Origin of the sequence: Paenalkalicoccus suaedae (genome assembly GCF_006965545.2) — a bacterium.
Lineage (GTDB): Bacteria > Bacillota > Bacilli > Bacillales > Salisediminibacteriaceae > Paenalkalicoccus > Paenalkalicoccus suaedae.
Map to the genome: position 1 here is coordinate 122371 of NZ_CP041372.2, position 22704 is coordinate 145074.

25 protein-coding genes and 1 other annotated feature are annotated in these 22704 nt (G+C 44.1%); all 25 genes read left to right on the plus strand.

The genetic code is table 11. From position 1 onward, the window contains the following. The first annotated feature begins 153 nt into the window (after positions 1-153). The 25 genes from rplK (at position 154) to rplN (ending at position 22665) form a co-directional block, all read left to right on the plus strand. Positions 154-579, plus strand: coding sequence for a 50S ribosomal protein L11 (gene rplK / locus FLK61_RS01045; RefSeq protein WP_176007705.1), 426 nt, complete (start codon positions 154-156; stop codon positions 577-579). Positions 580-697: 118 nt separating this feature from the next. Continuing rightward, a complete protein-coding gene (rplA, locus tag FLK61_RS01050; RefSeq protein WP_176007706.1) occupies positions 698-1390 on the plus strand; it encodes a 50S ribosomal protein L1 in 693 nt (230 codons plus the stop codon). Between the two features lie 41 nt (positions 1391-1431). Beyond that, positions 1432-1573, plus strand: a sequence feature (ribosomal protein L10 leader region). 42 nt (positions 1574-1615) lie between these two features. Then, positions 1616-2116, plus strand: coding sequence for a 50S ribosomal protein L10 (gene rplJ / locus FLK61_RS01055; RefSeq protein WP_176011088.1), 501 nt, complete (start codon positions 1616-1618; stop codon positions 2114-2116). 59 nt (positions 2117-2175) lie between these two features. Beyond that, positions 2176-2538 carry a 50S ribosomal protein L7/L12 gene (gene rplL / locus FLK61_RS01060; RefSeq protein WP_176007707.1) on the plus strand — a complete coding sequence of 121 codons (363 nt, stop codon included), beginning with the start codon at positions 2176-2178 and terminating at the stop codon, positions 2536-2538. Positions 2539-2618: 80 nt separating this feature from the next. Beyond that, entirely contained in the window at positions 2619-3224 is a 606-nt protein-coding gene (locus FLK61_RS01065; RefSeq protein ID WP_176007708.1) for a class I SAM-dependent methyltransferase, read from the plus strand. Positions 3225-3663: 439 nt separating this feature from the next. Further along, positions 3664-7200, plus strand: coding sequence for a DNA-directed RNA polymerase subunit beta (rpoB, locus tag FLK61_RS01070; RefSeq protein WP_176007709.1), 3537 nt, complete (start codon positions 3664-3666; stop codon positions 7198-7200). 47 nt (positions 7201-7247) lie between these two features. Next, the gene (rpoC, locus tag FLK61_RS01075) at positions 7248-10862 is read left to right on the plus strand and encodes a DNA-directed RNA polymerase subunit beta' (protein ID WP_176007710.1); all 3615 of its coding nucleotides are present in this window, start codon (positions 7248-7250) and stop codon (positions 10860-10862) included. Between the two features lie 82 nt (positions 10863-10944). Continuing rightward, positions 10945-11193, plus strand: coding sequence for a 50S ribosomal protein L7ae-like protein (locus FLK61_RS01080; RefSeq protein ID WP_176007711.1), 249 nt, complete (start codon positions 10945-10947; stop codon positions 11191-11193). A gap of 105 nt (positions 11194-11298) precedes the next feature. Further along, positions 11299-11712: a 30S ribosomal protein S12 gene (gene rpsL / locus FLK61_RS01085; protein ID WP_176007712.1), complete on the plus strand. Its 414-nt coding sequence runs from the start codon at positions 11299-11301 to the stop codon at positions 11710-11712. Between the two features lie 51 nt (positions 11713-11763). Beyond that, positions 11764-12234: a 30S ribosomal protein S7 gene (rpsG, locus tag FLK61_RS01090; protein WP_176007713.1), complete on the plus strand. Its 471-nt coding sequence runs from the start codon at positions 11764-11766 to the stop codon at positions 12232-12234. A 96-nt stretch (positions 12235-12330) separates the two neighbouring features. After that, on the plus strand, positions 12331-14409 hold the full coding sequence (gene fusA, locus FLK61_RS01095; protein WP_176007714.1) for an elongation factor G: 2079 nt from the start codon (positions 12331-12333) through the stop codon (positions 14407-14409). 119 nt (positions 14410-14528) lie between these two features. Continuing rightward, positions 14529-15719 (plus strand): elongation factor Tu, encoded by a 1191-nt coding sequence (tuf, locus tag FLK61_RS01100; protein ID WP_176007715.1) that lies wholly within the window; start codon positions 14529-14531, stop codon positions 15717-15719. A 416-nt stretch (positions 15720-16135) separates the two neighbouring features. Beyond that, the gene (locus FLK61_RS01105; protein ID WP_176007716.1) at positions 16136-16951 is read left to right on the plus strand and encodes a hypothetical protein; all 816 of its coding nucleotides are present in this window, start codon (positions 16136-16138) and stop codon (positions 16949-16951) included. 251 nt (positions 16952-17202) lie between these two features. After that, positions 17203-17511: a 30S ribosomal protein S10 gene (rpsJ, locus tag FLK61_RS01110; protein ID WP_176007717.1), complete on the plus strand. Its 309-nt coding sequence runs from the start codon at positions 17203-17205 to the stop codon at positions 17509-17511. Between the two features lie 42 nt (positions 17512-17553). Continuing rightward, complete coding sequence (gene rplC / locus FLK61_RS01115; RefSeq protein WP_176007718.1) at positions 17554-18183, plus strand: 50S ribosomal protein L3; 630 nt, start codon at positions 17554-17556, stop codon at positions 18181-18183. A gap of 26 nt (positions 18184-18209) precedes the next feature. Then, positions 18210-18833, plus strand: a complete 624-nt coding sequence (gene rplD, locus FLK61_RS01120; RefSeq protein ID WP_176007719.1) for a 50S ribosomal protein L4 — start codon at positions 18210-18212, stop codon at positions 18831-18833. Then, the gene (gene rplW, locus FLK61_RS01125) at positions 18833-19123 is read left to right on the plus strand and encodes a 50S ribosomal protein L23 (protein WP_176007720.1); all 291 of its coding nucleotides are present in this window, start codon (positions 18833-18835) and stop codon (positions 19121-19123) included. Before rplD ends, rplW begins: the two co-directional genes overlap by 1 nt. A 29-nt stretch (positions 19124-19152) precedes the next feature. Then, positions 19153-19983 carry a 50S ribosomal protein L2 gene (gene rplB, locus FLK61_RS01130; RefSeq protein ID WP_176007721.1) on the plus strand — a complete coding sequence of 277 codons (831 nt, stop codon included), beginning with the start codon at positions 19153-19155 and terminating at the stop codon, positions 19981-19983. Between the two features lie 60 nt (positions 19984-20043). Then, positions 20044-20322 (plus strand): 30S ribosomal protein S19, encoded by a 279-nt coding sequence (rpsS, locus tag FLK61_RS01135; RefSeq protein ID WP_176007722.1) that lies wholly within the window; start codon positions 20044-20046, stop codon positions 20320-20322. A gap of 22 nt (positions 20323-20344) precedes the next feature. Next, entirely contained in the window at positions 20345-20686 is a 342-nt protein-coding gene (rplV, locus tag FLK61_RS01140; RefSeq protein ID WP_176007723.1) for a 50S ribosomal protein L22, read from the plus strand. A 2-nt stretch (positions 20687-20688) separates the two neighbouring features. Then, positions 20689-21348 carry a 30S ribosomal protein S3 gene (gene rpsC, locus FLK61_RS01145; RefSeq protein ID WP_176007724.1) on the plus strand — a complete coding sequence of 220 codons (660 nt, stop codon included), beginning with the start codon at positions 20689-20691 and terminating at the stop codon, positions 21346-21348. A gap of 2 nt (positions 21349-21350) precedes the next feature. Continuing rightward, positions 21351-21785 (plus strand): 50S ribosomal protein L16, encoded by a 435-nt coding sequence (gene rplP / locus FLK61_RS01150; RefSeq protein WP_176007725.1) that lies wholly within the window; start codon positions 21351-21353, stop codon positions 21783-21785. Next, a complete protein-coding gene (rpmC, locus tag FLK61_RS01155) occupies positions 21775-21978 on the plus strand; it encodes a 50S ribosomal protein L29 (RefSeq protein ID WP_176007726.1) in 204 nt (67 codons plus the stop codon). Before rplP ends, rpmC begins: the two co-directional genes overlap by 11 nt. Positions 21979-21999: 21 nt before the next feature. Next, positions 22000-22263, plus strand: a complete 264-nt coding sequence (rpsQ, locus tag FLK61_RS01160; RefSeq protein ID WP_176007727.1) for a 30S ribosomal protein S17 — start codon at positions 22000-22002, stop codon at positions 22261-22263. A gap of 33 nt (positions 22264-22296) precedes the next feature. Continuing rightward, positions 22297-22665, plus strand: coding sequence for a 50S ribosomal protein L14 (rplN, locus tag FLK61_RS01165; RefSeq protein WP_176007728.1), 369 nt, complete (start codon positions 22297-22299; stop codon positions 22663-22665). The last annotated feature ends 39 nt before the right edge of the window (positions 22666-22704 follow it).

A 22704-nucleotide genomic window follows, 5' to 3' on the forward strand; every position in this document is an offset into this window, starting at 1 on the left:
CTTGTCATAGGCTTTTGAAAGTGATAGAATTTGAATGTTGTTATTTGACGTGGACAACTTGTTCACGTTTTTTCCTGCAATAAAGCAGGTTTTATGAGTGGGAGAGCATATAGTGCTCGGTTACCACATCACGGACTTAAGGAGGTGTGTCACGTGGCAAAGAAGGTTATTAAAATGGTAAAGCTTCAAATTCCAGCTGGTAAAGCTAATCCAGCACCGCCGGTAGGACCAGCACTTGGTCAAGCGGGGATTAATATCATGGGATTCTGTAAGGAATTTAACGCTCGTACACAAGAACAAGCGGGCCTAATCATTCCAGTAGAAATCACGGTATTCGAAGACCGTTCATTTACATTTATCACAAAAACTCCACCTGCAGCTGTTCTTTTAAAGAAAGCAGCAGGTATTGAAACTGCTTCTGGTGAGCCAAACCGTAACAAGGTTGCTACATTGAAGCGTGATAAAGTAAGAGAAATCGCTGAAACAAAAATGCCTGATCTAAACGCAGCTGATGTAGAAGCAGCTATGCGTATGGTTGAAGGTACTGCCCGCAGCATGGGTATCGTTATTGAAGACTAATCCTAAGTAAGACGTTGAGGTTGCGAGTAAAGGACGGTGTCCTGCCTGATTTATTCAGGTTCGCAACCTTTATTAGTGGGAGGTCTAACCGCTAAAACCACATAAGGAGGAACTAAACATGGCTAAAAAGAGCAAAAAGTATGCTGATGCACTAAAGCTTGTTGATCGTGAAAAAGCTTACGGTGTTTCAGAAGCAATTGAATTAGTAAAGAAGACTGCAACTGCTAACTTCGACGAAACTGTTGAAATGGCAGCGCGTCTTGGAGTAGATCCAAAGAAAGCAGATCAGCAAATTCGTGGAGCAGTTGTCCTTCCGAACGGAACGGGTAAAACGCAAAGCGTACTTGTTTTCGCTAAAGGCGAAAAAGCAAAAGAAGCTGAAGCTGCTGGAGCAGACTTCGTAGGTGAAGAAGACCTAATCAACAAGATCAACCAAGGCTGGATGGACTTTGACGTAGTAGTTGCTACGCCTGACATGATGGCTCAAGTTGGTAAGCTTGGTCGTGTGCTTGGTCCTAAGGGACTAATGCCAAACCCTAAGACTGGTACAGTTACATTTGATGTAACAAAAGCAGTTGAAGAGATCAAAGCTGGTAAAGTAGAATACCGCGTTGATAAGTCTGGTAACATCCACGTACCGATTGGAAAGGCTTCTTTCGATAACGAAAAGCTTGAAGAGAACTTCCGCACAATGGTGGAAACACTTCTAAAAGCGAAGCCAGCTGCTGCGAAGGGTACTTACGTACGTAACGTATCTGTAGCTGCTACAATGGGACCTGGAGTAAAAGTTAGCACAAACGAATTCAAATAGTAGTTGACATCGCCTTAGTGGCGAGTTACACTCATAAATAGTGAATTTTATAAGTCATACCGTAGACAGTAGGTGCTTAACCGCTTAATTTCCTACCGAGGTTTGAAACGCATAGATCCTAGTCTTCTAGGAACCGATCGTTTTGCCTCCATGTCTGCACATGGAGGCTTTTTTAATGGAGATCTCCACGTGCGGTATGAGATTTTATTTGCAGGAGGTGTCATGATGAGCAAAGTAATCGAAAAAAAGAGCCAATTAGTTGATGAAATTACAACTAAGCTTAAGGACAGCCAATCTACAATCGTAGTTGACTACCGTGGACTTAACGTTTCTGAAGTTACTGAACTTCGTAAAGAACTTCGTGAAGCTAATGTAGACTTCAAAGTTTACAAGAACTCTATGGTACGTCGCGCGACTGAGGCAGCTGAACTAACTGAGATTGATGAGTACCTAGTAGGTCCTACAGCAATCGCATTCAGTAACGACGACGTTATCGCTCCAGCGAAGGTACTTAATAACTTCGCGAAGAAGCACGATGCGCTTGAACTAAAAGCAGGTATCATCGAAGGTAAGGTTGTTGCACTTGAAGAAGTTAAAGCACTTGCGGAGCTACCATCTCGCGAAGGCCTTCTTTCAATGGTACTCAGCGTCCTACAAGCACCAATCCGCAACTTCGCTCTTGCTACAAAAGCAGTTGCCGATCAAAAAGAAGAGCAGGGTGCATAAGCACACTCGCTTCATAGCGTAGCAAAAAAATATTAAAAATTATTAGGAGGAATTCGATCATGTCTCACCAAGCGATTATTGATCAGATTAAAGAAATGTCTGTACTAGAACTTAACGATCTAGTAAAAGCAATTGAAGAAGAATTTGGAGTAACAGCAGCAGCTCCTGTAGCTGCAGCAGGTGCTGGCGGCGGAGAAGAAGCTGCTGAGCAAACTGAATTTGACGTAGTTCTTGAGAGCGCTGGATCTTCTAAGATCGGTGTTATCAAAGTAGTACGTGAGCTAACTGGTCTTGGTCTTAAGGACGCGAAAGCACTTGTTGATGGCGCGCCAGCAGCAATCAAAGAAGGCGTAGATAAGGCTGAAGCTGAAGAAATGAAGAGCAAGCTAGAAGAAGCTGGAGCTTCTATCGAGCTTAAGTAATTGTTTCTTACAAAGAGAACTCACTCAGGATTTCCTGACGGGTTCTCTTTTTTTACCTGTTATAAGAGGAGTGAATCTAGATGTCTGATCACTATTATTCTAAAACACCTTCTACTACTAGCGAGCGCAAGCAGATCAAAGAAACGATTCGAGATAGAACATATACGTTTACGGTTGATCGCGGCGTATTTTCTCGTGGAGGCTTAGATTTTGGATCTCGGCTTTTGATCGAGACAATGGAGGAGCCTGCTGTAAAAGGGCCGATTATGGATGTTGGCTGTGGGTGGGGACCTATCGGGATATCCTTATCAAAAGAATTCTCCGGAAGATTAATAGAGCTAGTCGATGTCAATGAGCGCTCGGTTTCGCTTGCAAAAGAAAACGCAATGGCAAATAAAGCAGATGTGCGTGTCTATGAAAACAATTTACTTGATGGGGTCGAGAAGGAGAGTGTGGCTGCTGTCATCTCAAACCCACCAATCCGAGCTGGGAAGCAAACGATTTTTGCTCTGTATGAGCAAGCATATGACGTGTTGCTACCAGGAGGAGAACTATGGATTGTCATTCAAAAGAAGCAAGGGGCAGCATCTACGCTGACAAAGCTCGAGGATCTAGGTTTTGATGTTACAACAAAGGCGAAGTCAAAAGGATATTTTATTTACCATGCGAAAAAAAGCGTTGACTGACATCGTGAATTGTGATAGTGTTATTTAATGCGTATGAATATAAAATGATAATAGGGCTATTGCGCTCTATTACTTGATTTACGTAAGTGTCATAGACTTTATATAGAGAACGATGATTAAAAAAAGGGTGAGTTGGATAAACTAGAAACGTCTTTTATACACGACGATATTTTAGAAGACTTTTATACCCTTTTTTTATTTATTTATTGATTTCTTTCTTCACTATACCCGTATATTCTACATTACATCCTCTGTATCCTTTAAGATTTCGAAAAATGGTTGTCAATCGTTCTCATGACACCCGTTTAATTACTGGTTTTCCTTGTCGAGTTTAATACGTCTTTACGTTAAAAAACGGGACTACAAACATGTATCTGTCAAAGGTTGTACTATGTACACCTTTTGATGATAAAAACGTTAGGTTTGAGGGGTGAATGAGTTGACAGGTCAACTAGTTCAGTATGGACGCCACCGCCAGAGAAGAAGTTATGCGCGAATTAATGAGGTTTTGGATCTTCCAAACTTGATTGAAATTCAGACTGCTTCTTATCAATGGTTTCTTGATGAAGGGATTCGGGAGATGTTTCAAGACATCTCACCAATCGAAGATTTCACAGGTAACTTAGTGCTTGAGTTTATCGATTATAGCTTAGGAGATCCTAAGTATCCAGTCGACGAATCAAAAGAGCGCGATGTGACATATTCTGCTCCACTTCGTGTGAAAGTACGGTTAATTAACAAGGAAACAGGCGAGGTAAAAGAGCAAGAAGTATTTATGGGTGACTTCCCATTAATGACAGACACAGGTACGTTTGTTATCAATGGTGCAGAGCGCGTTATTGTATCGCAGCTCGTACGTTCACCAAGTGTATATTTCAGCAAAAAAATTGACAAGAACGGAAAGCGTGGCTTTACAGCAACGGTTATTCCAAACCGTGGAGCATGGCTCGAGCTTGAGACAGATGCAAAGGATGTTGTGTACGTTCGTATCGACCGCACACGTAAAATCCCTGTAACTGTTTTATTACGTGCTTTAGGCTTTGGTACAGATCAAGAGATTATTGATCTACTAGGTGAAGATGAATATCTTCGTAATTCCCTAGAAAAAGATAACACGGACAGCTCAGAGAAGGCCCTGCTTGAGATTTATGAGCGCCTTCGCCCTGGAGAGCCTCCAACTGTTGAGAGTGCGAAAAGCCTCTTAGAATCTCGTTTCTTCGATCCAAAGCGCTATGATCTAGCAAATGTGGGTCGTTATAAAATGAACAAAAAGCTTCATATAAAGAATCGTCTATTTAATCAGCGTCTTGCAGAGACATTAGTAGACCCTGAGACTGGCGAAATTCTTGCTGAAGAGGGTACTGTTATTGATCGTCGTACGTTAGATAAGCTTATCCCGTACCTCGAGAATAACGTTGGCTTTAAACACATCAATCTTAGCGGAGGCGTCATTGACGATGAGGACGTTGATATTCAGTCTGTCCTTATTTATTCTCAAAACGCTGCTGAGCCAGATACAACGACACGAGTTATTGCTAATGGAGAGATCGACGAAAAGATTAAGCACATTACACCTGCTGATATCATTTCATCTGTCAGCTATTTCTTTAACCTCCTTCACGGAGTAGGAAATACAGACGATATCGATCACCTTGGTAACCGTCGTCTACGTTCTGTTGGTGAGCTACTACAAAATCAATTCCGTATTGGTCTATCACGTATGGAGCGTGTTGTACGTGAAAGAATGTCGATTCAAGATGCTAGCATGATTACGCCACAGGCGCTTATTAACATTCGCCCTGTTATCGCATCTATTAAAGAGTTCTTTGGTAGCTCGCAGCTATCTCAGTTCATGGATCAGACAAACCCACTTGCGGAATTAACGCATAAGCGTCGTCTATCTGCCTTAGGACCCGGTGGTTTAACGCGTGAGCGCGCAGGCTTTGAAGTGCGTGACGTTCACTACTCTCACTATGGTCGTATGTGTCCGATTGAGACGCCTGAAGGACCGAACATCGGGTTAATCAACTCGTTATCTTCTTTCGCAAAGGTAAATCCATTTGGATTTATTGAAACGCCTTACCGTCGTGTAGACCACGATAAAGGACAGGTGTCGAAGCAGGTAGACTACCTAACTGCTGATGAAGAGGATAACTATGTAGTTGCACAGGCGAATGCCAAGCTCGATGATGAAGGTAACTTCATTGACGAAAATATCATCTGTCGTTTCCGTGGGGAAAACATTATCGTTCCTCGCGACCGAGTTGACTACATGGACGTTTCGCCTAAGCAGGTAGTATCTGCTGCGACGGCATGTATTCCTTTCCTCGAAAACGATGACTCCAACCGTGCACTTATGGGAGCGAACATGCAACGTCAAGCTGTACCTCTAATTGAGCCACACTCTCCATTAGTTGGTACTGGTATGGAATACGTATCTGCTCGTGATTCTGGAGCTGCTGTTGTTGCAAAAGCACCAGGTCGCGTTGAAAAGGTAACGGCGAAGTTTGTAGACGTACGTGAAGTGAAAGAGGTCGACGGCCGTGAGGTAGAAGGCGACATTAAACGCTATAACCTTATGAAGTTCGAACGCTCTAACCAAGGTACCTGCTACAACCAGCGTCCTATCGTTTCGGAAGGTATGAATGTACGTACGGGCGAAATTCTTGCTGACGGTTCCTCTATGGAGCTTGGTGAGATGGCTCTTGGACAAAACGTATTAGTAGGATTCATGACTTGGGATGGGTATAACTATGAGGATGCGATCATTTTAAGTGAGCGCCTTGTAAAAGACGATGTTTACACGTCTATCCACATCGAGGAATATGAGTCTGAAGCACGTGATACAAAGCTTGGACCTGAAGAAATTACGCGTGATATCCCGAATGTTGGGGACGATGCGCTTAAAAACTTAGACGACCGCGGAATTATCCGTGTCGGTGCAGAAGTAAAGGATGGCGACATCCTTGTTGGTAAGGTTACACCTAAAGGGGTAACAGAGCTAACAGCTGAAGAACGTCTTCTACATGCAATCTTCGGTGAAAAGGCTCGTGAAGTAAGAGATACATCTCTTCGCGCGCCACACGGTGGAGATGGAATCGTCCTTGACGTGAAAATCTTTAATCGTGAAGATGGCGACGAGCTACCACCTGGTGTAAACCAATTGGTACGTGTCTACATCGTTCAAAAGCGTAAGATCAACGAAGGTGACAAGATGGCCGGACGTCATGGTAACAAAGGTGTAATCTCTCGTATTCTTCCAGAAGAAGATATGCCTTACCTACCAGACGGTACGCCGATCGACATCATGCTTAACCCACTTGGGGTACCTTCTCGTATGAACATCGGACAGGTGTTAGAGCTACACATGGGAATGGCAGCACGTCAGCTAGGCATTCACATTGCAACACCTGTATTTGATGGAGCGAACGAGGAAGATGTATGGGCGACAATTGCTGAAGCGGGCATGGCTCGTGACGGTAAGACAGTCTTATATGATGGACGTTCAGGTGAGCCATTTGATAACCGTGTATCTGTTGGTGTTATGTATATGATTAAGCTCGCTCACATGGTTGATGACAAGCTACACGCTCGTTCAACTGGACCATACTCTCTAGTAACGCAACAGCCACTTGGTGGTAAAGCCCAGTTTGGTGGACAGCGTTTTGGTGAGATGGAGGTTTGGGCACTTGAGGCATATGGTGCTGCCTACACGCTTCAAGAAATCTTGACGGTTAAATCCGATGATACAATCGGACGTGTGAAGACGTATGAAGCGATTGTTAAAGGTGAGAATGTACCAGAACCTGGAGTACCTGAATCGTTTAAAGTATTAATCAAAGAGCTTCAAAGTCTAGGAATGGACGTTAAGATGCTTTCAAGCAATGACGAAGAAATCGACATGCTTGAGATTGATGACGATGATGATCAAGCAAACGATAAGCTAAACTTAAACTTAGAGTCTAGCGGAGAGTAATTCGGCCGTAACCAGTCAACTTGAATGCTGAAAGGGAGGTTAGCCCCTTGATAGATGTAAATAATTTTGAATATATGAAGATCGGCTTAGCATCCTCGGACAAGATTCGCTCTTGGTCCCGTGGAGAGGTTAAAAAACCAGAGACAATCAACTATCGTACGTTGAAGCCGGAGAAAGACGGTCTCTTCTGTGAGCGTATCTTCGGCCCTACGAAGGATTGGGAATGTCACTGTGGTAAATACAAGCGCGTTCGTTATAAGGGCGTAGTTTGTGACAGATGTGGAGTTGAAGTAACGCGCGCGAAGGTTCGTCGTGAGCGTATGGGGCACATTGAGCTTGCTGCCCCTGTCTCCCACATTTGGTACTTTAAAGGTATTCCAAGTCGAATGGGTCTTGTTTTAGACATGTCACCACGTTCACTTGAAGAGGTTATTTACTTTGCATCGTATGTTGTAACAGATGCTGGTGATACACCACTTGAATTAAAGCAACTTCTTTCAGAGAAAGAGTACCGCGCTTATCGCGATAAGTATGGCCGTTCTTTCACTGCTGAAATGGGAGCAGAAGCAATTCGTAAGCTTTTATCTGATATTGATCTTGAGAAGGAAGCTATTCAACTGAAGGAAGAGCTAGAGACAGCTCAAGGACAGCGTCGTACTCGTGCGATTAAGCGTCTTGAGGTAATCGAAGCATTCCGTCATTCTGAAAACGAACCAAGCTGGATGGTACTAGACGTACTTCCTGTTATCCCACCTGAGCTTCGCCCGATGGTACAGCTAGATGGTGGTCGTTTTGCAACTTCTGACTTAAACGATCTATATCGCCGTGTTATTAACCGTAATAACCGTCTAAAGCGTCTTTTAGATTTAGGTGCGCCAAACATTATCGTTCAAAACGAGAAGCGTATGCTTCAAGAAGCTGTCGATGCGTTAATCGATAACGGTCGTCGCGGACGTCCTGTAACTGGGCCGGGTAACCGTCCACTTAAGTCCCTTTCACACATGTTAAAAGGGAAACAGGGTCGTTTCCGTCAAAACCTTCTTGGTAAGCGTGTTGACTACTCAGGACGTTCGGTAATCGTTGTAGGACCTAACCTAAAGATGTATCAGTGTGGTCTACCGAAGGAAATGGCACTTGAGCTATTCAAGCCTTTCGTTATGAAGGAGCTTGTAAGTCAAGGTCTTGCTCACAATATCAAGAGCGCAAAGCGTAAAGTAGAGCGTGTGCACCCTGAAGTATGGGATGTTCTTGAAGAAGTAATTCGTGAGCACCCGGTTCTATTAAACCGAGCGCCAACGCTTCACAGACTTGGTATTCAGGCATTCGAGCCTACTCTTGTAGAAGGTCGTGCAATTAAGCTTCACCCACTCGTATGTACAGCATATAACGCTGACTTTGATGGTGACCAAATGGCTGTTCACGTTCCACTATCTGCAGAGGCACAAGCGGAGTCTCGTCTTCTTATGCTAGCGGCACAAAACATTCTTAACCCTAAGGATGGTAAGCCGGTAGTAACGCCTTCCCAGGATATGGTACTAGGTAACTACTACCTAACAATGGAACGCGAAGATGCAATTGGTGAAGGTACGGTATTCGCAACGCCTAACGAAGTGCTAACAGCTTATCAAAACGGCTATGTGCACCTTCACACGCGTATCGGTATTCCGGTTAAAGAAGTAAACAAAACAAACTTCAAGGAGAAATTCCAAGAAGATCTTCTTCTTACTTCTGTAGGTAAGATTATCTTTAACGAAATTCTTCCGGAGTCATTCCCTTATATGAATGAACCTTCTATGGAAAACCTTGAAAAGGAAACGCCTGAAAAGTACTTCGTCCCATCTACTACAGATGTGAAGAAGGAATTTAAAGAGCGTGATCTTGTATCACCATTTAAGAAAGGCTTCCTTGGAGATATCATCGCAGAGGTATTTAAGAAATTTAAGATTTCTGAGACGTCTATCATGCTTGATAAGATGAAGGACCTTGGTTTCCATTACTCGACGAAAGCCGGTATCACGATTGGTGTATCTGACATCGTCGTATTAAAGGATAAGAAAGAGATTCTTGATGAGGCTGACGAAAAAGTTTCGAAGGTATCGAAGCAATTCCGTCGCGGTCTTATTACAGAAGAAGAGCGCTATGATAAAGTTATCGAGATCTGGAGTAAAGCGAAAGACGTTATTCAGACGAAGCTTCTCGGAACACTTGATAAGCGCAACCCGATCTTTATGATGAGTGACTCTGGTGCCCGTGGTAACGCCTCTAACTTTACGCAGCTTGCTGGTATGCGTGGTCTGATGGCAAACCCATCTGGTCGAATCATTGAGCTTCCGATCAAGTCCTCGTTCCGTGAGGGTCTGACGGTACTTGAGTACTTTATTTCGACACACGGTGCGCGTAAAGGTCTTGCCGATACAGCCCTTAAGACGGCTGACTCAGGTTACCTAACTCGTCGTCTTGTAGACGTTGCACAGGATGTTATTATCCGTGAGGATGACTGTGGAACGGACCGTGGTTTAGAAGTAAAAGCGATTCGCGAAGGCTCGGAAATCATTGAAAGCTTATATGACCGTTTAGTAGGTCGTGTATCCTTCCAGAAGATCGTCCATCCTGAAACGAACGAAGTCATTGTAGATCGTAACGAAAGCATTTCTGAAGACACAGCGAAGGTCATTGAAGATGCAGGAATTGAAGAAGTATTAATTCGTTCTGTGTTCACATGTGACACGAAGCACGGTGCTTGTAAGAAGTGTTACGGACGTAACTTAGCTACTGGATCTAACGTAGAGGTTGGAGAGGCAGTTGGTATTATTGCAGCCCAGTCTATCGGAGAGCCAGGTACACAGCTTACAATGCGTACGTTCCACACAGGTGGTGTAGCCGGAGACGATATTACACAGGGTCTACCTCGTATCCAAGAGGTATTTGAGGCTCGTAATCCGAAGGGTCAAGCTGTTATTTCTGAAATCGAAGGTAAGGTTATCGATGTGAAAGAGCAGAATGACAAGAAGGAAATCGTCGTTCAAGGCGCAATTGAAACACGTAACTACCCAACTATGTACGGTGCTCGCCTGAAAGTGAAGGTTGGAGAAGAAGTGAAGCCTGGTCAAGAGCTAACTGAAGGTTCTATTGATCCGAAGGAACTTCTAACTGTATCTGGTGTACACGGTGTACAAGAGTATCTTCTACGTGAAGTACAAAAAGTATATCGTATGCAAGGGGTAGAAATCGGCGATAAGCACGTCGAGGTAATGGTTCGTCAAATGATGCGTAAGATCCGTGTTATGGACGCGGGAGATACAAATGTACTTCCAGGATCTCTTGTTGAGATTCACCAGTTTAACGAGGCTAATAGAGATATTCTCCTCAAGAACGGTCGCCCAGCATCTGGACGTCCAGTATTACTTGGTATTACAAAGGCTTCACTTGAAACGGATTCCTTCCTATCTGCAGCATCCTTCCAGGAGACGACTCGTGTCCTAACTGATGCAGCAATTAAAGGGAAGCGAGACGAACTTGTTGGTCTGAAGGAAAATGTTATTATCGGTAAGCTCGTACCTGCTGGTACAGGTATGCAGCGCTATCGTCAAGCATTTCCTAAGCAGGGTGACGAGGTAGTTGCACCAGAGAATGCAGTTGAAGAAGTAACAGCACAAGAATAATCTCAAAAAGTGTTGACACTTTTTTCTCACGGTGGTACTATATCAAAGTGTGCCAAATACCTGATGCTTTGGAGGATCAACAATGTCTTATGAAAAAGTAGCCCAGGCAACGAATAAAGTCGTCGGCACGAAACAGACGTTAAAAGCACTGGAAAATGAGCAGGTTAAGGAGCTCGTTGTTGCAAAGGATGCAGATCAGCATGTGCTTGCTAAGGTACTTACAAGCGCAGAGAACAAATCAGTATCTATTGAGTACGTCGACTCTATGAAGAAGCTTGGTAAAGCTTGTGGAATAGATGTCAATGCAGCAATTGTAGCCATTAAAAAGTAAAAAAGTTTTTGCCAGCGAAAGCTGGCAGAGACTTTCCTTTTACCCATTTGTGAACCACCTGGACCAGTGGGCTTAGATTTTTAGATAAGGAAGGAGGAAACAATCATGCCAACAATTAACCAATTGGTACGACAAGGCCGTAAGTCAAAGGTACAAAAGTCTGACTCTCCGGCACTAAATAAAGGCTACAACAGCTTTAAGAAGTCGCAAACAAACGAGAGCTCTCCACAAAAGCGTGGTGTATGTACTCGTGTAGGGACTATGACTCCTAAGAAGCCAAACTCTGCACTTCGTAAGTACGCTCGTGTACGTTTGACTAACCAAATTGAGGTAACGGCATATATCCCAGGTATCGGACACAACCTACAAGAGCACAGTGTTGTTCTTATCCGTGGTGGACGAGTAAAAGACTTACCAGGGGTACGTTATCACATCGTTCGTGGTGCGCTTGATACTGCAGGTGTTGAAAACCGTATGCAGAGCCGTTCTAAGTACGGAACAAAGCGTCCTAAGAAATAATATTTTTAAATTCATCTATTTCGATAGAAAAATGGGAAAGGAGGGACTCCAATGCCTCGTAAAGGACCAGTAACTCGTCGCGATGTATTAGCAGATCCTATTTACAAGTCTAAGCTTGTTACACGCCTTATCAACCGCATCATGGTTGACGGTAAGAAAGGTGTAGCACAGTCAATTCTTTATAATGCATTTGATCTTGTACGCGAACGTTCAGGAGAAGACCCACATGAAGTCTTCGAAAACGCGCTAAAGAACATTATGCCTGTACTTGAAGTAAAAGCACGCCGTGTAGGTGGAGCTAACTATCAGGTACCGATCGAAGTAAAGGCTGAGCGCCGTACTACTCTTGGACTTCGTTGGTTAGTGAATTATGCACGACTACGCGGAGAGAAGACAATGGAAGAGCGTCTAGCTTACGAAATTCTAGATGCAGCTAACAACACTGGTGCTTCTGTCAAGAAGCGCGAAGAAACTCACCGTATGGCAGAAGCAAACAAAGCGTTTGCTCACTACCGTTGGTAGGATAAAAGCTTTTTTCCAGCTGAAAAGGCATAGTGGCCCGTCTACTTATGCCTTTTCGAGCGGAAATCTCTCAATATAGGAAGGAGAAAGTGACATATGCCAAGAGAATTCTCCTTAGAAAAGACTCGTAATATCGGGATCATGGCGCACATTGATGCAGGTAAAACTACTGCAACTGAGCGTATTCTTTTCTATACAGGGCGCATTCATAAAATCGGTGAAACTCACGACGGCGGTTCTCAAATGGACTGGATGGAGCAAGAGCAAGAGCGTGGGATCACTATCACTTCTGCTGCAACAACTGCACAGTGGGAAGGTCACCGCATCAATATCATTGATACTCCTGGTCACGTAGACTTCACAGTAGAAGTTGAGCGTTCCCTTCGAGTACTTGATGGTGCTGTAGCCGTTCTTGACGCGCAGTCTGGTGTAGAGCCACAAACAGAAACAGTATGGCGTCAGGCAACTACTTACGGGGTACCACGTATCGTATTCGTTAACAAAATGGATAAGTTAGGTGCGGACTTCATTTACTCACTAGGTACTCTTAAGGATCGCCTAGGTGCTAATGCGGCAGCTATCCAGCTTCCAATTGGTGCTGAAGACGATTTCGAAGGAATCATTGATCTAGTTGAGATGAACGCTTTCTACTACCTTGACGATGAAGGTACTAGAACGGAAGCTCGTGAGATTCCTGAAGAATACAAAGCACAAGCTGAAGAATACCGCGACAAGCTAATTGAAGCAGTATCTGAACTTGATGAAGAACTAATGATGAAGTACCTAGAAGGGGAAGAAGTTACGATTCCTGAGCTTAAGGCTGCGATCCGTAACGCAACGAACAGCGTTGATTTCTACCCAGTACTTTGTGGTTCTGCATTCAAAAACAAAGGTGTACAGCTACTTCTAGACGCAGTTGTTGATTACCTGCCAGCACCAACTGATGTTGCTGACATTAAAGGTATCCTCCCTGATTCAGAAGAGGAAGTTGTACGTAAATCTAGCGACGATCAGCCATTCGCTGCTCTAGCTTTCAAAGTAGCAACAGACCCATTCGTAGGTAAGCTTACTTTCTTCCGAGTTTACTCTGGTAAAGTAGACGCTGGTTCATACGTTGTTAACTCTTCTAAGGGTAAACGTGAGCGTATGGGACGTATCCTACAAATGCACGCTAACCACCGTGAAGAAATCCCAACGTGTTACGCTGGAGATATCGCGGCTGGAGTAGGTCTTAAAGATACTTCAACAGGAGATACTCTATGTGACGAAAAGAGTCTTGTAATTCTTGAGTCTATGGAATTCCCTGATCCAGTAATCTCTCTATCTGTAGAGCCTAAGTCGAAAGCTGACCAAGATAAGATGGGTATGGCACTTGCTAAGCTTGCAGAAGAAGATCCAACATTCCGCACGCACACTGATGACGAAACAGGCCAAACAATCATCGCTGGTATGGGTGAGCTTCACCTTGATATCATCGTTGACCGTATGCGCCGTGAGTTTAAAGTAGAAGCTAATGTTGGTGCTCCACAGGTATCTTACCGTGAAACAATTCGCCAAGCTGCGAAGTGTGAAGGTAAGTTCGTACGTCAGTCTGGTGGACGCGGTCAGTACGGTCACGTATGGATTGAGTTCTCTCCAAACGACGAAGGAGCAGGTTTTGAATTCATCGATAATATCGTTGGTGGTGTAGTACCTCGTGAATACATTAACTCTGTTGCTGACGGTGTTAAGAGTTCATTAGACAACGGTATGCTTGCTGGATTCCCAATCGTTGATATTAAAGCTCGTCTATTCGACGGATCTTACCACGATGTTGACTCAAACGAGATGGCATTTAAGGTAGCAGCTTCCCTTGCTTTGAAAGAAGCAAAGAACAAGTGTAATCCTGTTCTTCTTGAGCCACTCATGAAGGTAGAAGTTGTTATTCCTGAAGAATACATGGGAGATATCATGGGTGACATTACGTCACGTCGTGGACGCGTAGAAGGAATGGAAGCTCGCGGTAACGCTCAAACAGTTAAAGCGATGGTTCCACTATCTGAAATGTTCGGTTATGCGACATCTCTACGTTCTAACACACAAGGACGCGGTAACTACTCTATGCACTTCGACCACTATGAAGAAGTACCTAAGAGCATCGCGGAAGAAATCGTTAAGAAGAGCGCTGGAAACTAAATAGGTTTTTCATTGTCACTCTAACGAATTTGTTGTAAGCTAGGGGAGGTGACAGACACTGTCTCTCACCTTACCCATTAAAAATAAACTTTTTAACTATATGAAGGAGGATTTCGATCATGTCAAAAGAAAAATTCGATCGTTCCAAAACCCATGCCAATATCGGCACAATTGGGCACGTTGACCACGGTAAAACAACTTTAACTGCTGCAATCACTCACGTACTAGCTAAGTCATCTGGTAAAGGTACTGCTATGGCGTACGACCAAATCGACGGAGCTCCAGAAGAGCGCGAGCGTGGAATCACAATCTCTACAGCACACGTTGAGTACGAAACAGATGCGCGTCACTATGCGCACGTTGACTGCCCAGGACACGCTGACTATGTTAAAAACATGATCACTGGTGCTGCACAAATGGACGGAGCTATCCTAGTAGTATCTGCTGCTGATGGCCCAATGCCACAAACTCGTGAGCACATCCTACTATCTCGTCAAGTAGGTGTACCTTCTATCGTAGTATTCCTAAACAAAGTTGACCAAGTTGACGATGAGGAACTACTAGAGCTAGTAGAAATGGAAGTACGCGACCTTCTTTCTGAGTATGACTTCCCAGGAGACGACATTCCTGTTGTTAAGGGTTCTGCTCTTAAAGCACTTGAAGGAGACGCTACTCACGAGCAAAACATCCTTGACCTAATGGCTGAAGTTGATTCTTACATCCCAACTCCAGACCGTGACAAGGACAAGCCATTCATGATGCCAGTAGAGGACGTATTCTCTATCACTGGTCGTGGAACAGTTGCAACTGGACGTGTTGAGCGTGGACAGCTAAACGTTGGTGACGAAATCGAAATCATCGGTCTAGCAGAAGCTCCATCTAAGTCTACTGTAACTGGTGTTGAAATGTTCCGTAAGCTTCTTGACTACGCTGAAGCTGGTGACAACATTGGTGCACTACTACGTGGTGTATCTCGTGACGACATCAACCGTGGACAAGTTCTTGCTAAGCCAGGAACAATCACTCCTCACACAAAGTTCAAAGCTGAGGTTTATGTACTATCTAAAGAAGAAGGTGGACGTCACACTCCATTCTTCACAAACTACCGTCCACAGTTCTACTTCCGTACAACTGACGTAACTGGAATCACTATGCTTCCAGAAGGCGTTGAGATGGTTATGCCTGGAGACAACATCGAAATGACTGTTGAACTAATCTCTCCAATCGCGATCGAAGAAGGAACTAAGTTCTCTATTCGTGAAGGTGGTCGTACTGTAGGTGCGGGCGTAGTTGCTGAAATCACTGAGTAATAAAAAGCGATAAGCTTTTTACACGGCCCTAGCGGATTTTCCGCTAGGGCTTTTTTTATATGTAGGAAATAAATGAGTTGTTGTGAGAGGAAATGTACGCTGTGGATGGAGAAATGCAGACAGTACGAGAGAGAATGCGCACTAGCATGGAAGAAATGCACACCGCCGACTATAAAATGCATATTACACGAGGAAATAGCTCTGCATCATCCCAAAAAAATCATATAAAATAGAAGCTAGGCGCCCATACATATATATAAAGTTTAATTGCGGGCACCTGACTCCACCTTAACTCAAATTGTTCATCCCCTAAAATCTACACAACCATTCACTCTAAACGAAACACCCCACCTACCTTACACGTATTACTTAACATACTCGCCGCAGCATCTTATATAGAAGGGACGCAACACAACATGACAATTTATGATTACTTCACACGAACAATTCGCACTTACATAAGGGTAGGTTCATTCATTACTCTTCTATTAATAGGAGTATCGCTATCTTTATTCATCGTGGAGGATAAACTAGATACGTTATTAGCTCTCATTCCACTTGCTATTATGGGACCTGGACTTTTACTCGGAGCTTTATACAAACGTTCGCAGCAGCGTGAGATTCCCACTATCACACAAGAAGAACCTCTCACGCCATTTGCAGAGCATCGCCGACTCATTGCAGTTCCTGTCGTGCACTGGCTACGCGAGGTCATCTACTTCACCCCAAAAGGTCAATCAATTCTATATGCGAAAGAAACAGCGACAGGGGTTAAACGAGCAGGAAAGCTACTTCTCCATCTAATAGGTTTGCGTCCGTTTCTTAAGCAAGAGCTAATTGTCTATGTAGAAGAGGAGCCACGCTATTTTCTAAAAAAAGATTGGGGAGTTAGAGAGAGGTTTCATATATACAAAGGAGAGGACAAGCTTGGTATGGTGGAGCTTGACCTTTGGAAGGTGACAAAGGCAAACGCAAAGATCTACTGCGCGGACGGGACGTTTTTAGGCGAAAATGATGGAGGATTCTCCGGACAATACGTCCGAATAAAAGATTCGCAGGGTGACCAAGTGATCGAGCTCAAACGCGATGGTATTCCAATAGAAGCAATAAGCTTATTTGGGAATTTGCGAGGGGATATTGTGAACGTGATTAACCCTAAGCAATCGGAAAAGGAAAGAGAATTATTCCTCCTAGCACCACTGTTTGTAGAGTTGCATTTTGGGAGAAACTAAAATACGAAAAAGGCCTTGATATATATAGGCTTACGCTGTATAATACTTTGAGTGTGGCTGAATAAATTTTTATATAAAAGGTCTTGCATCACAGGTGTAAAACCTGTATACTATTTAATGTTGGCCACTTGACAGGCTTTGATGCGGGAGGTTGCCGACACACCCGGGCCCTTTGCCATGGACCTGGTGTGGGGGAGATTTCCGTGGAGCAAGTCTATTTAAACAAAATGGGCGAAAAAGGAGGTAATAAAATGGCAAAGCAAAAAATTCGCATTCGATTAAAGGCATACGATCACCGTATCCTAGATCAGTCTGCAGAGAAGATTGTTGAAACAGCGAAGCGTTCTGGTGCTAGTGTATCTGGCCCGATCCCACTTCCAACTGAAAAGACAATTTATACGATTCTACGTGCGGTGCACAAGTACAAGGACTCTCGTGAGCAGTTCGAGATGCGTACTCACAAGCGTTTAATCGATATCGTTGATCCAACACCGCAGACAGTAGACGCGCTAATGCGCTTAGACCTACCATCTGGTGTCGACATTGAAATCAAACTATAAGTAATATAAATAATAACTAACTATTAACAGGAGGTGTGACTAATGACCAAAGGAATCTTAGGTAAAAAGCTAGGCATGACTCAGATTTTCTCTGAAACTGGTGAAGCAATTCCCGTAACAGTAATCCAAGCGGAAGCTAACGTCGTTCTTCAAAAGAAGACAAGCGAAGCTGATGGATACGAAGCAATTCAAATTGGTGCATTTGACAAAAAGCCAGGTCACCAAAACAAACCAGCTAAAGGACATGCTGATAAAGCAAACTCTACTCCTAAGCGCTTCGTTAAGGAAATCCGTAACGTAGACGCAGCGGATTACGAGATTGGTCAGGAAGTCAAAGTAGATATTTTCGCTGAAGGAGATGTGGTTGACGTAACTGGGAAGTCCAAAGGTAAAGGATTCCAAGGTGCGATCAAGCGTCATAACCAATCACGCGGACCAATGTCCCACGGTTCTCGTTACCACCGTCGTCCTGGTTCAATGGGTCCTGTAGATCCTAACCACGTACGTCCTGGTAAACTACTACCTGGTCGCATGGGTGGAGAGACTACTACAGTCCAAAACCTTGAGATCGTAAAGGTAGACGTTGAGCGAAACGTTCTTCTAGTAAAAGGTAACGTACCTGGAGCGAAGAAGAGCTTTGTAACTATTAAATCAGCTATCAAAGCTGACTAATTTCGAAAAAGAAAGGAGGAGCCCAGATGCCTAAAGTTACTCTTTACAAACAGGATGGCTCTCAAGTAGGCGACATCGAACTATCTGATGGTATTTTCGGTGTTGAACCAAATGAAAGTGTTCTTTATGAAGCAGTTATCATGCAACAAGCATCCCGTCGTCAAGGTACACACGCAACGAAAGGTCGTTCAGACGTTCGCGGTGGTGGTCGTAAGCCTTGGAGACAAAAAGGAACAGGACGTGCTCGTCACGGTTCCACGCGTTCACCAATTTGGGTTGGTGGTGGTGTAACATTCGGACCAACGCCACGTAGCTACGCATATAAGCTACCAAAGAAGCAACGTCGTTTGGCGCTAAAATCTGCTCTTTCTTCTAAGGTGAATGATTCAAACATTCTAGTATTAGAAGGATTGAGCTTTGACGCTCCTAAAACGAAGGAAATGAAAGCTGTACTAGCTGGTCTATCAGCAAACAAGAAAGTTCTTGTTGTAACGGCTGATGTGAACGAAGCAGTTGAGCTTTCTGTTCGCAACCTTCCTGGAGTGAAATTCGTAACAGCAGACGGAATCAATGTACTAGACATTCTTAACCATGAGAAGCTAGTTATTACTCAAGATGCTGTGAAGCACGTAGAGGAGGTGCTTGCATAATGGCAAACGCAAGAGATGTTATTAAGCGCCCAATTATCACAGAACGTACTGCTGATCTTATGGCAGAGAAGAAATATACGTTCGAAGTTGACACTCGTGCTACAAAAACTCAGATCCGCGCTGCAATCGAAGAAATCTTCGGTGTAGAAGTAGACTCTGTAAACACAATGAACTACAAAGGTAAATTCAAGCGTTTTGGTCGTCACAGCGGCTATACTCGCAAGCGCAAAAAAGCCATCGTTCAGCTTTCTGCTGACAGCAAAGAACTAGAGTTCTTTGAAGGAGCATAATAAATCTAAAGAGAAGGAGGGAAAAGCTCATGGCTATCAAAAAGTATAAACCGATTACTAACGGACGTCGTGGAATGACGACTCTTGACTTTCAAGACTTGACAACTGACAAGCCGGAAAAGTCACTTCTAGCGCCATTATCTAAGCGCGGCGGACGTAACAACCAAGGTAGATTGACAGTACGTCACCAGGGTGGCGGACATAAGCGTCAATACCGTATTATTGATTTTAAGCGTGACAAAGATGGAATTCCAGGCCGCGTTGCTACGATCGAATATGATCCAAACCGTACTGCGAATATCGCTCTTATCAACTACGTTGATGGTGAAAAGCGTTACATCCTAGCACCTAAGAATCTTAAAGTTGGAACGATGATCATGTCAGGTAAAGATGCTGACATCAAGGTTGGTAATGCTCTACAACTTAAAGACATTCCAGTTGGTACAATCATCCACAACATCGAGCTACGTCCTGGTAAGGGCGGACAGCTAGTGCGCTCTGCTGGTGCAGAAGCACAGGTTCTTGGTAAAGAAGGAAGCTACGTACTAGTACGTCTTCGTTCTGGTGAAACTCGCCTCATCCTTGCAACTTGCCGTGCGACAGTAGGTCAAGTTGGAAATGTTGAGCACGAGCTAGTGAAAGTCGGTAAAGCCGGACGTTCACGTTGGAAGGGTATCCGCCCAACAGTTCGTGGTTCTGTAATGAACCCTAACGATCACCCACACGGTGGTGGTGAAGGACGTGCGCCAATCGGACGTAAGTCACCTATGTCACCATGGGGCAAGCCAACTCTTGGCTTCAAAACTCGTAAGAAAAACAAAGACACAGATAAATATATCGTGCGTCGTCGTAAAAAATAACGCGGTTGTTCTACGGTTCTATGGTAGAACCGTAGCGCAATCACGAAGGGAGGTACCATTATGGGTCGCAGCTTAAAAAAGGGACCATTTGTCGATGATCACCTAATGAAAAAGGTTGAAGCAATGAGCGCCGAGGATAACAGAAAAGTCATTAAGACTTGGTCACGCCGTTCAACGATCTTCCCACAATTCATTGGCCACACAATCGCAGTATATGATGGTCGCAAGCACGTACCAGTATACGTCCAAGAAGATATGGTAGGGCACAAGCTTGGTGAATTCGCACCAACTCGTACTTACAAAGGCCATGCTTCAGACGATAAGAAAACACGACGTTAATTAGAGAGGGGAGGTACTGATCATGGAAGCAAAAGCAGTTGCAAGTCAAGTGCGTATTGCTCCTCGCAAAGCTCGTCTAGTCGTAGACTTAATCCGTGGGAAAGAGGTTGGAGAAGCGATTTCGATTCTTCGTCTTACTCCAAAGAAAGCATCTCCGATTGTTGAGAAGCTTTTAAACTCAGCTATTGCGAATGCAGAGCACAACTATGACCTAGAACCTGACAACTTAGTTGTTAGTAAAGTATTTGTAGATGAGGGCGTAACACTTAAGAGATTCCGTCCACGTGCGCAAGGTCGCGCGAGCCGAATCAATAAGCGAACAAGCCACATTACCGTTGTTTTAACAGAAAAGAAGGAGGGATAAGTGTGGGTCAAAAAGTAAATCCTAATGGACTCCGAATCGGTGTTATCCGTGGCTGGGAGTCAAAATGGTACGCTGACAAAGACTATGCTGACCTACTTCACGAAGACATCAAAATTCGTGAATACTTGGAGAAGCGCTTAAGCGAAGCTTCAGTTTCTACTATTGAAATTGAACGTGCTGCAAACCGTGTAAACGTAACGATCTTCACTGCCAAGCCTGGTATGGTTATTGGTAAGGGTGGATCTGAAGTTGAAGCACTTCGCAACGCATTAAATGAACTTACTGGCAAGCGAGTACACATCAACATCAACGAAATTAAGCGTCCTGATCTTGATGCGAAGCTTGTTGCTGAAAACATTGCTCGTCAATTAGAAAACCGTATCTCATTCCGTCGTGCGATGAAGCAAACTATCCAACGCACAATGCGTTCTGGTGCACAAGGAATCAAGACTGAGGTATCTGGTCGTCTTGGCGGCGCTGATATTGCTCGTTCTGAATCATACAGCGAAGGAACTGTTCCACTTCACACACTACGTGCTGACATCCAATATGGTACTGCTGAAGCAGATACTACTTATGGTAAGCTCGGAATTAAAACTTGGATCTACAAGGGTGAAGTCCTTCCAACGAAAGGAACGAATCAAGAGGAAGGAGGAAATTAATCATGCTAATGCCTAAACGTGTTAAATTCCGCCGCGAGCATCGAGGAAAGATGCGCGGACGTGCAAAAGGCGGAACGGAAGTTACATTCGGTGAATATGGTCTACAAGCTTTAGAAGCTTCTTGGATCACAAACCGTCAGATCGAATCTGCACGTATTGCCATGACTCGTTACATGAAGCGTGGCGGTAAAGTATGGATTAAGATCTTCCCAGACAAGCCTTACACTGCAAAGCCACTTGAAGTCCGCATGGGTTCTGGTAAAGGTGCTCCTGAAGGATGGGTAGCGGTAGTAAAGCCAGGGAAGATTATGTTTGAAATCGCTGGAGTTTCTGAGGAGGTTGCTCGTGAAGCATTACGTCTTGCATCTCACAAGCTTCCAATCAAAACAAAGGTAGTAAAACGTGAAGAAGTGGGTGGTGACGCAAATGAAAGCTAATGATATCCGCAACCTTACCACTGCAGAAATCGAACAAAAGTCTAAGTCTTTAAAAGAAGAGCTATTCAACCTTCGCTTTCAACTTGCGACTGGACAATTAGACAATCCAGCCCGCATTCGTGAAGTAAAGAAGGCAATTGCTCGTGCGAAGACAGTTTTACGTGAACGTGAACTCGGAATCACGAACGAATAGTCCTGAGAGGAGGTCTGCACTGTGCAAGAACGAAATAACCGCAAAAGTTATGTCGGGCGTGTGACATCTGATAAGATGGACAAAACAATCACTGTTACTGTTGAAACGTATCAGAAGCACAAGCTATACGGCAAACGTGTTAAATATTCTAAGAAGTATAAAGCACATGACGAAAACAATACAGCTAAGATGGGTGACGTTGTACGCATCGTTGAAACTCGTCCGCTATCAAAAGACAAGCGCTTCCGCCTCGTTGAGGTAGTAGAAGAGTCTGTAATTATCTAAGTCAGTGTCACTTGAAGGGAGGTAAAAGATCCTATGATTCAATCAGAAAGTCGTTTAAAAGTTGCTGACAACTCTGGTGCACGTGAATTACTTTGTATTAAAGTATTAGGCGGTACTGGTCGTAAGACTGCAAACATTGGTGATATCATCGTTTGTTCTGTAAAGCAAGCAACACCTGGTGGCGTTGTCAAGAAGGGTGAAGTTGTTCGTGCGGTAATCGTACGTACTAAGACTGGAGCTCGTCGTACAGACGGATCTTACATCAAGTTTGACGAGAACGCTGCAGTAATCGTACGTGACGATAAGAGCCCAAGAGGAACTCGTATCTTCGGACCAGTTGCACGTGAACTTCGTGAGAACCAATTCATGAAGATCGTATCTCTTGCTCCAGAAGTACTGTAAGGCATATAGATAGAACGGAAACATTCGAGTAAAGAGGAG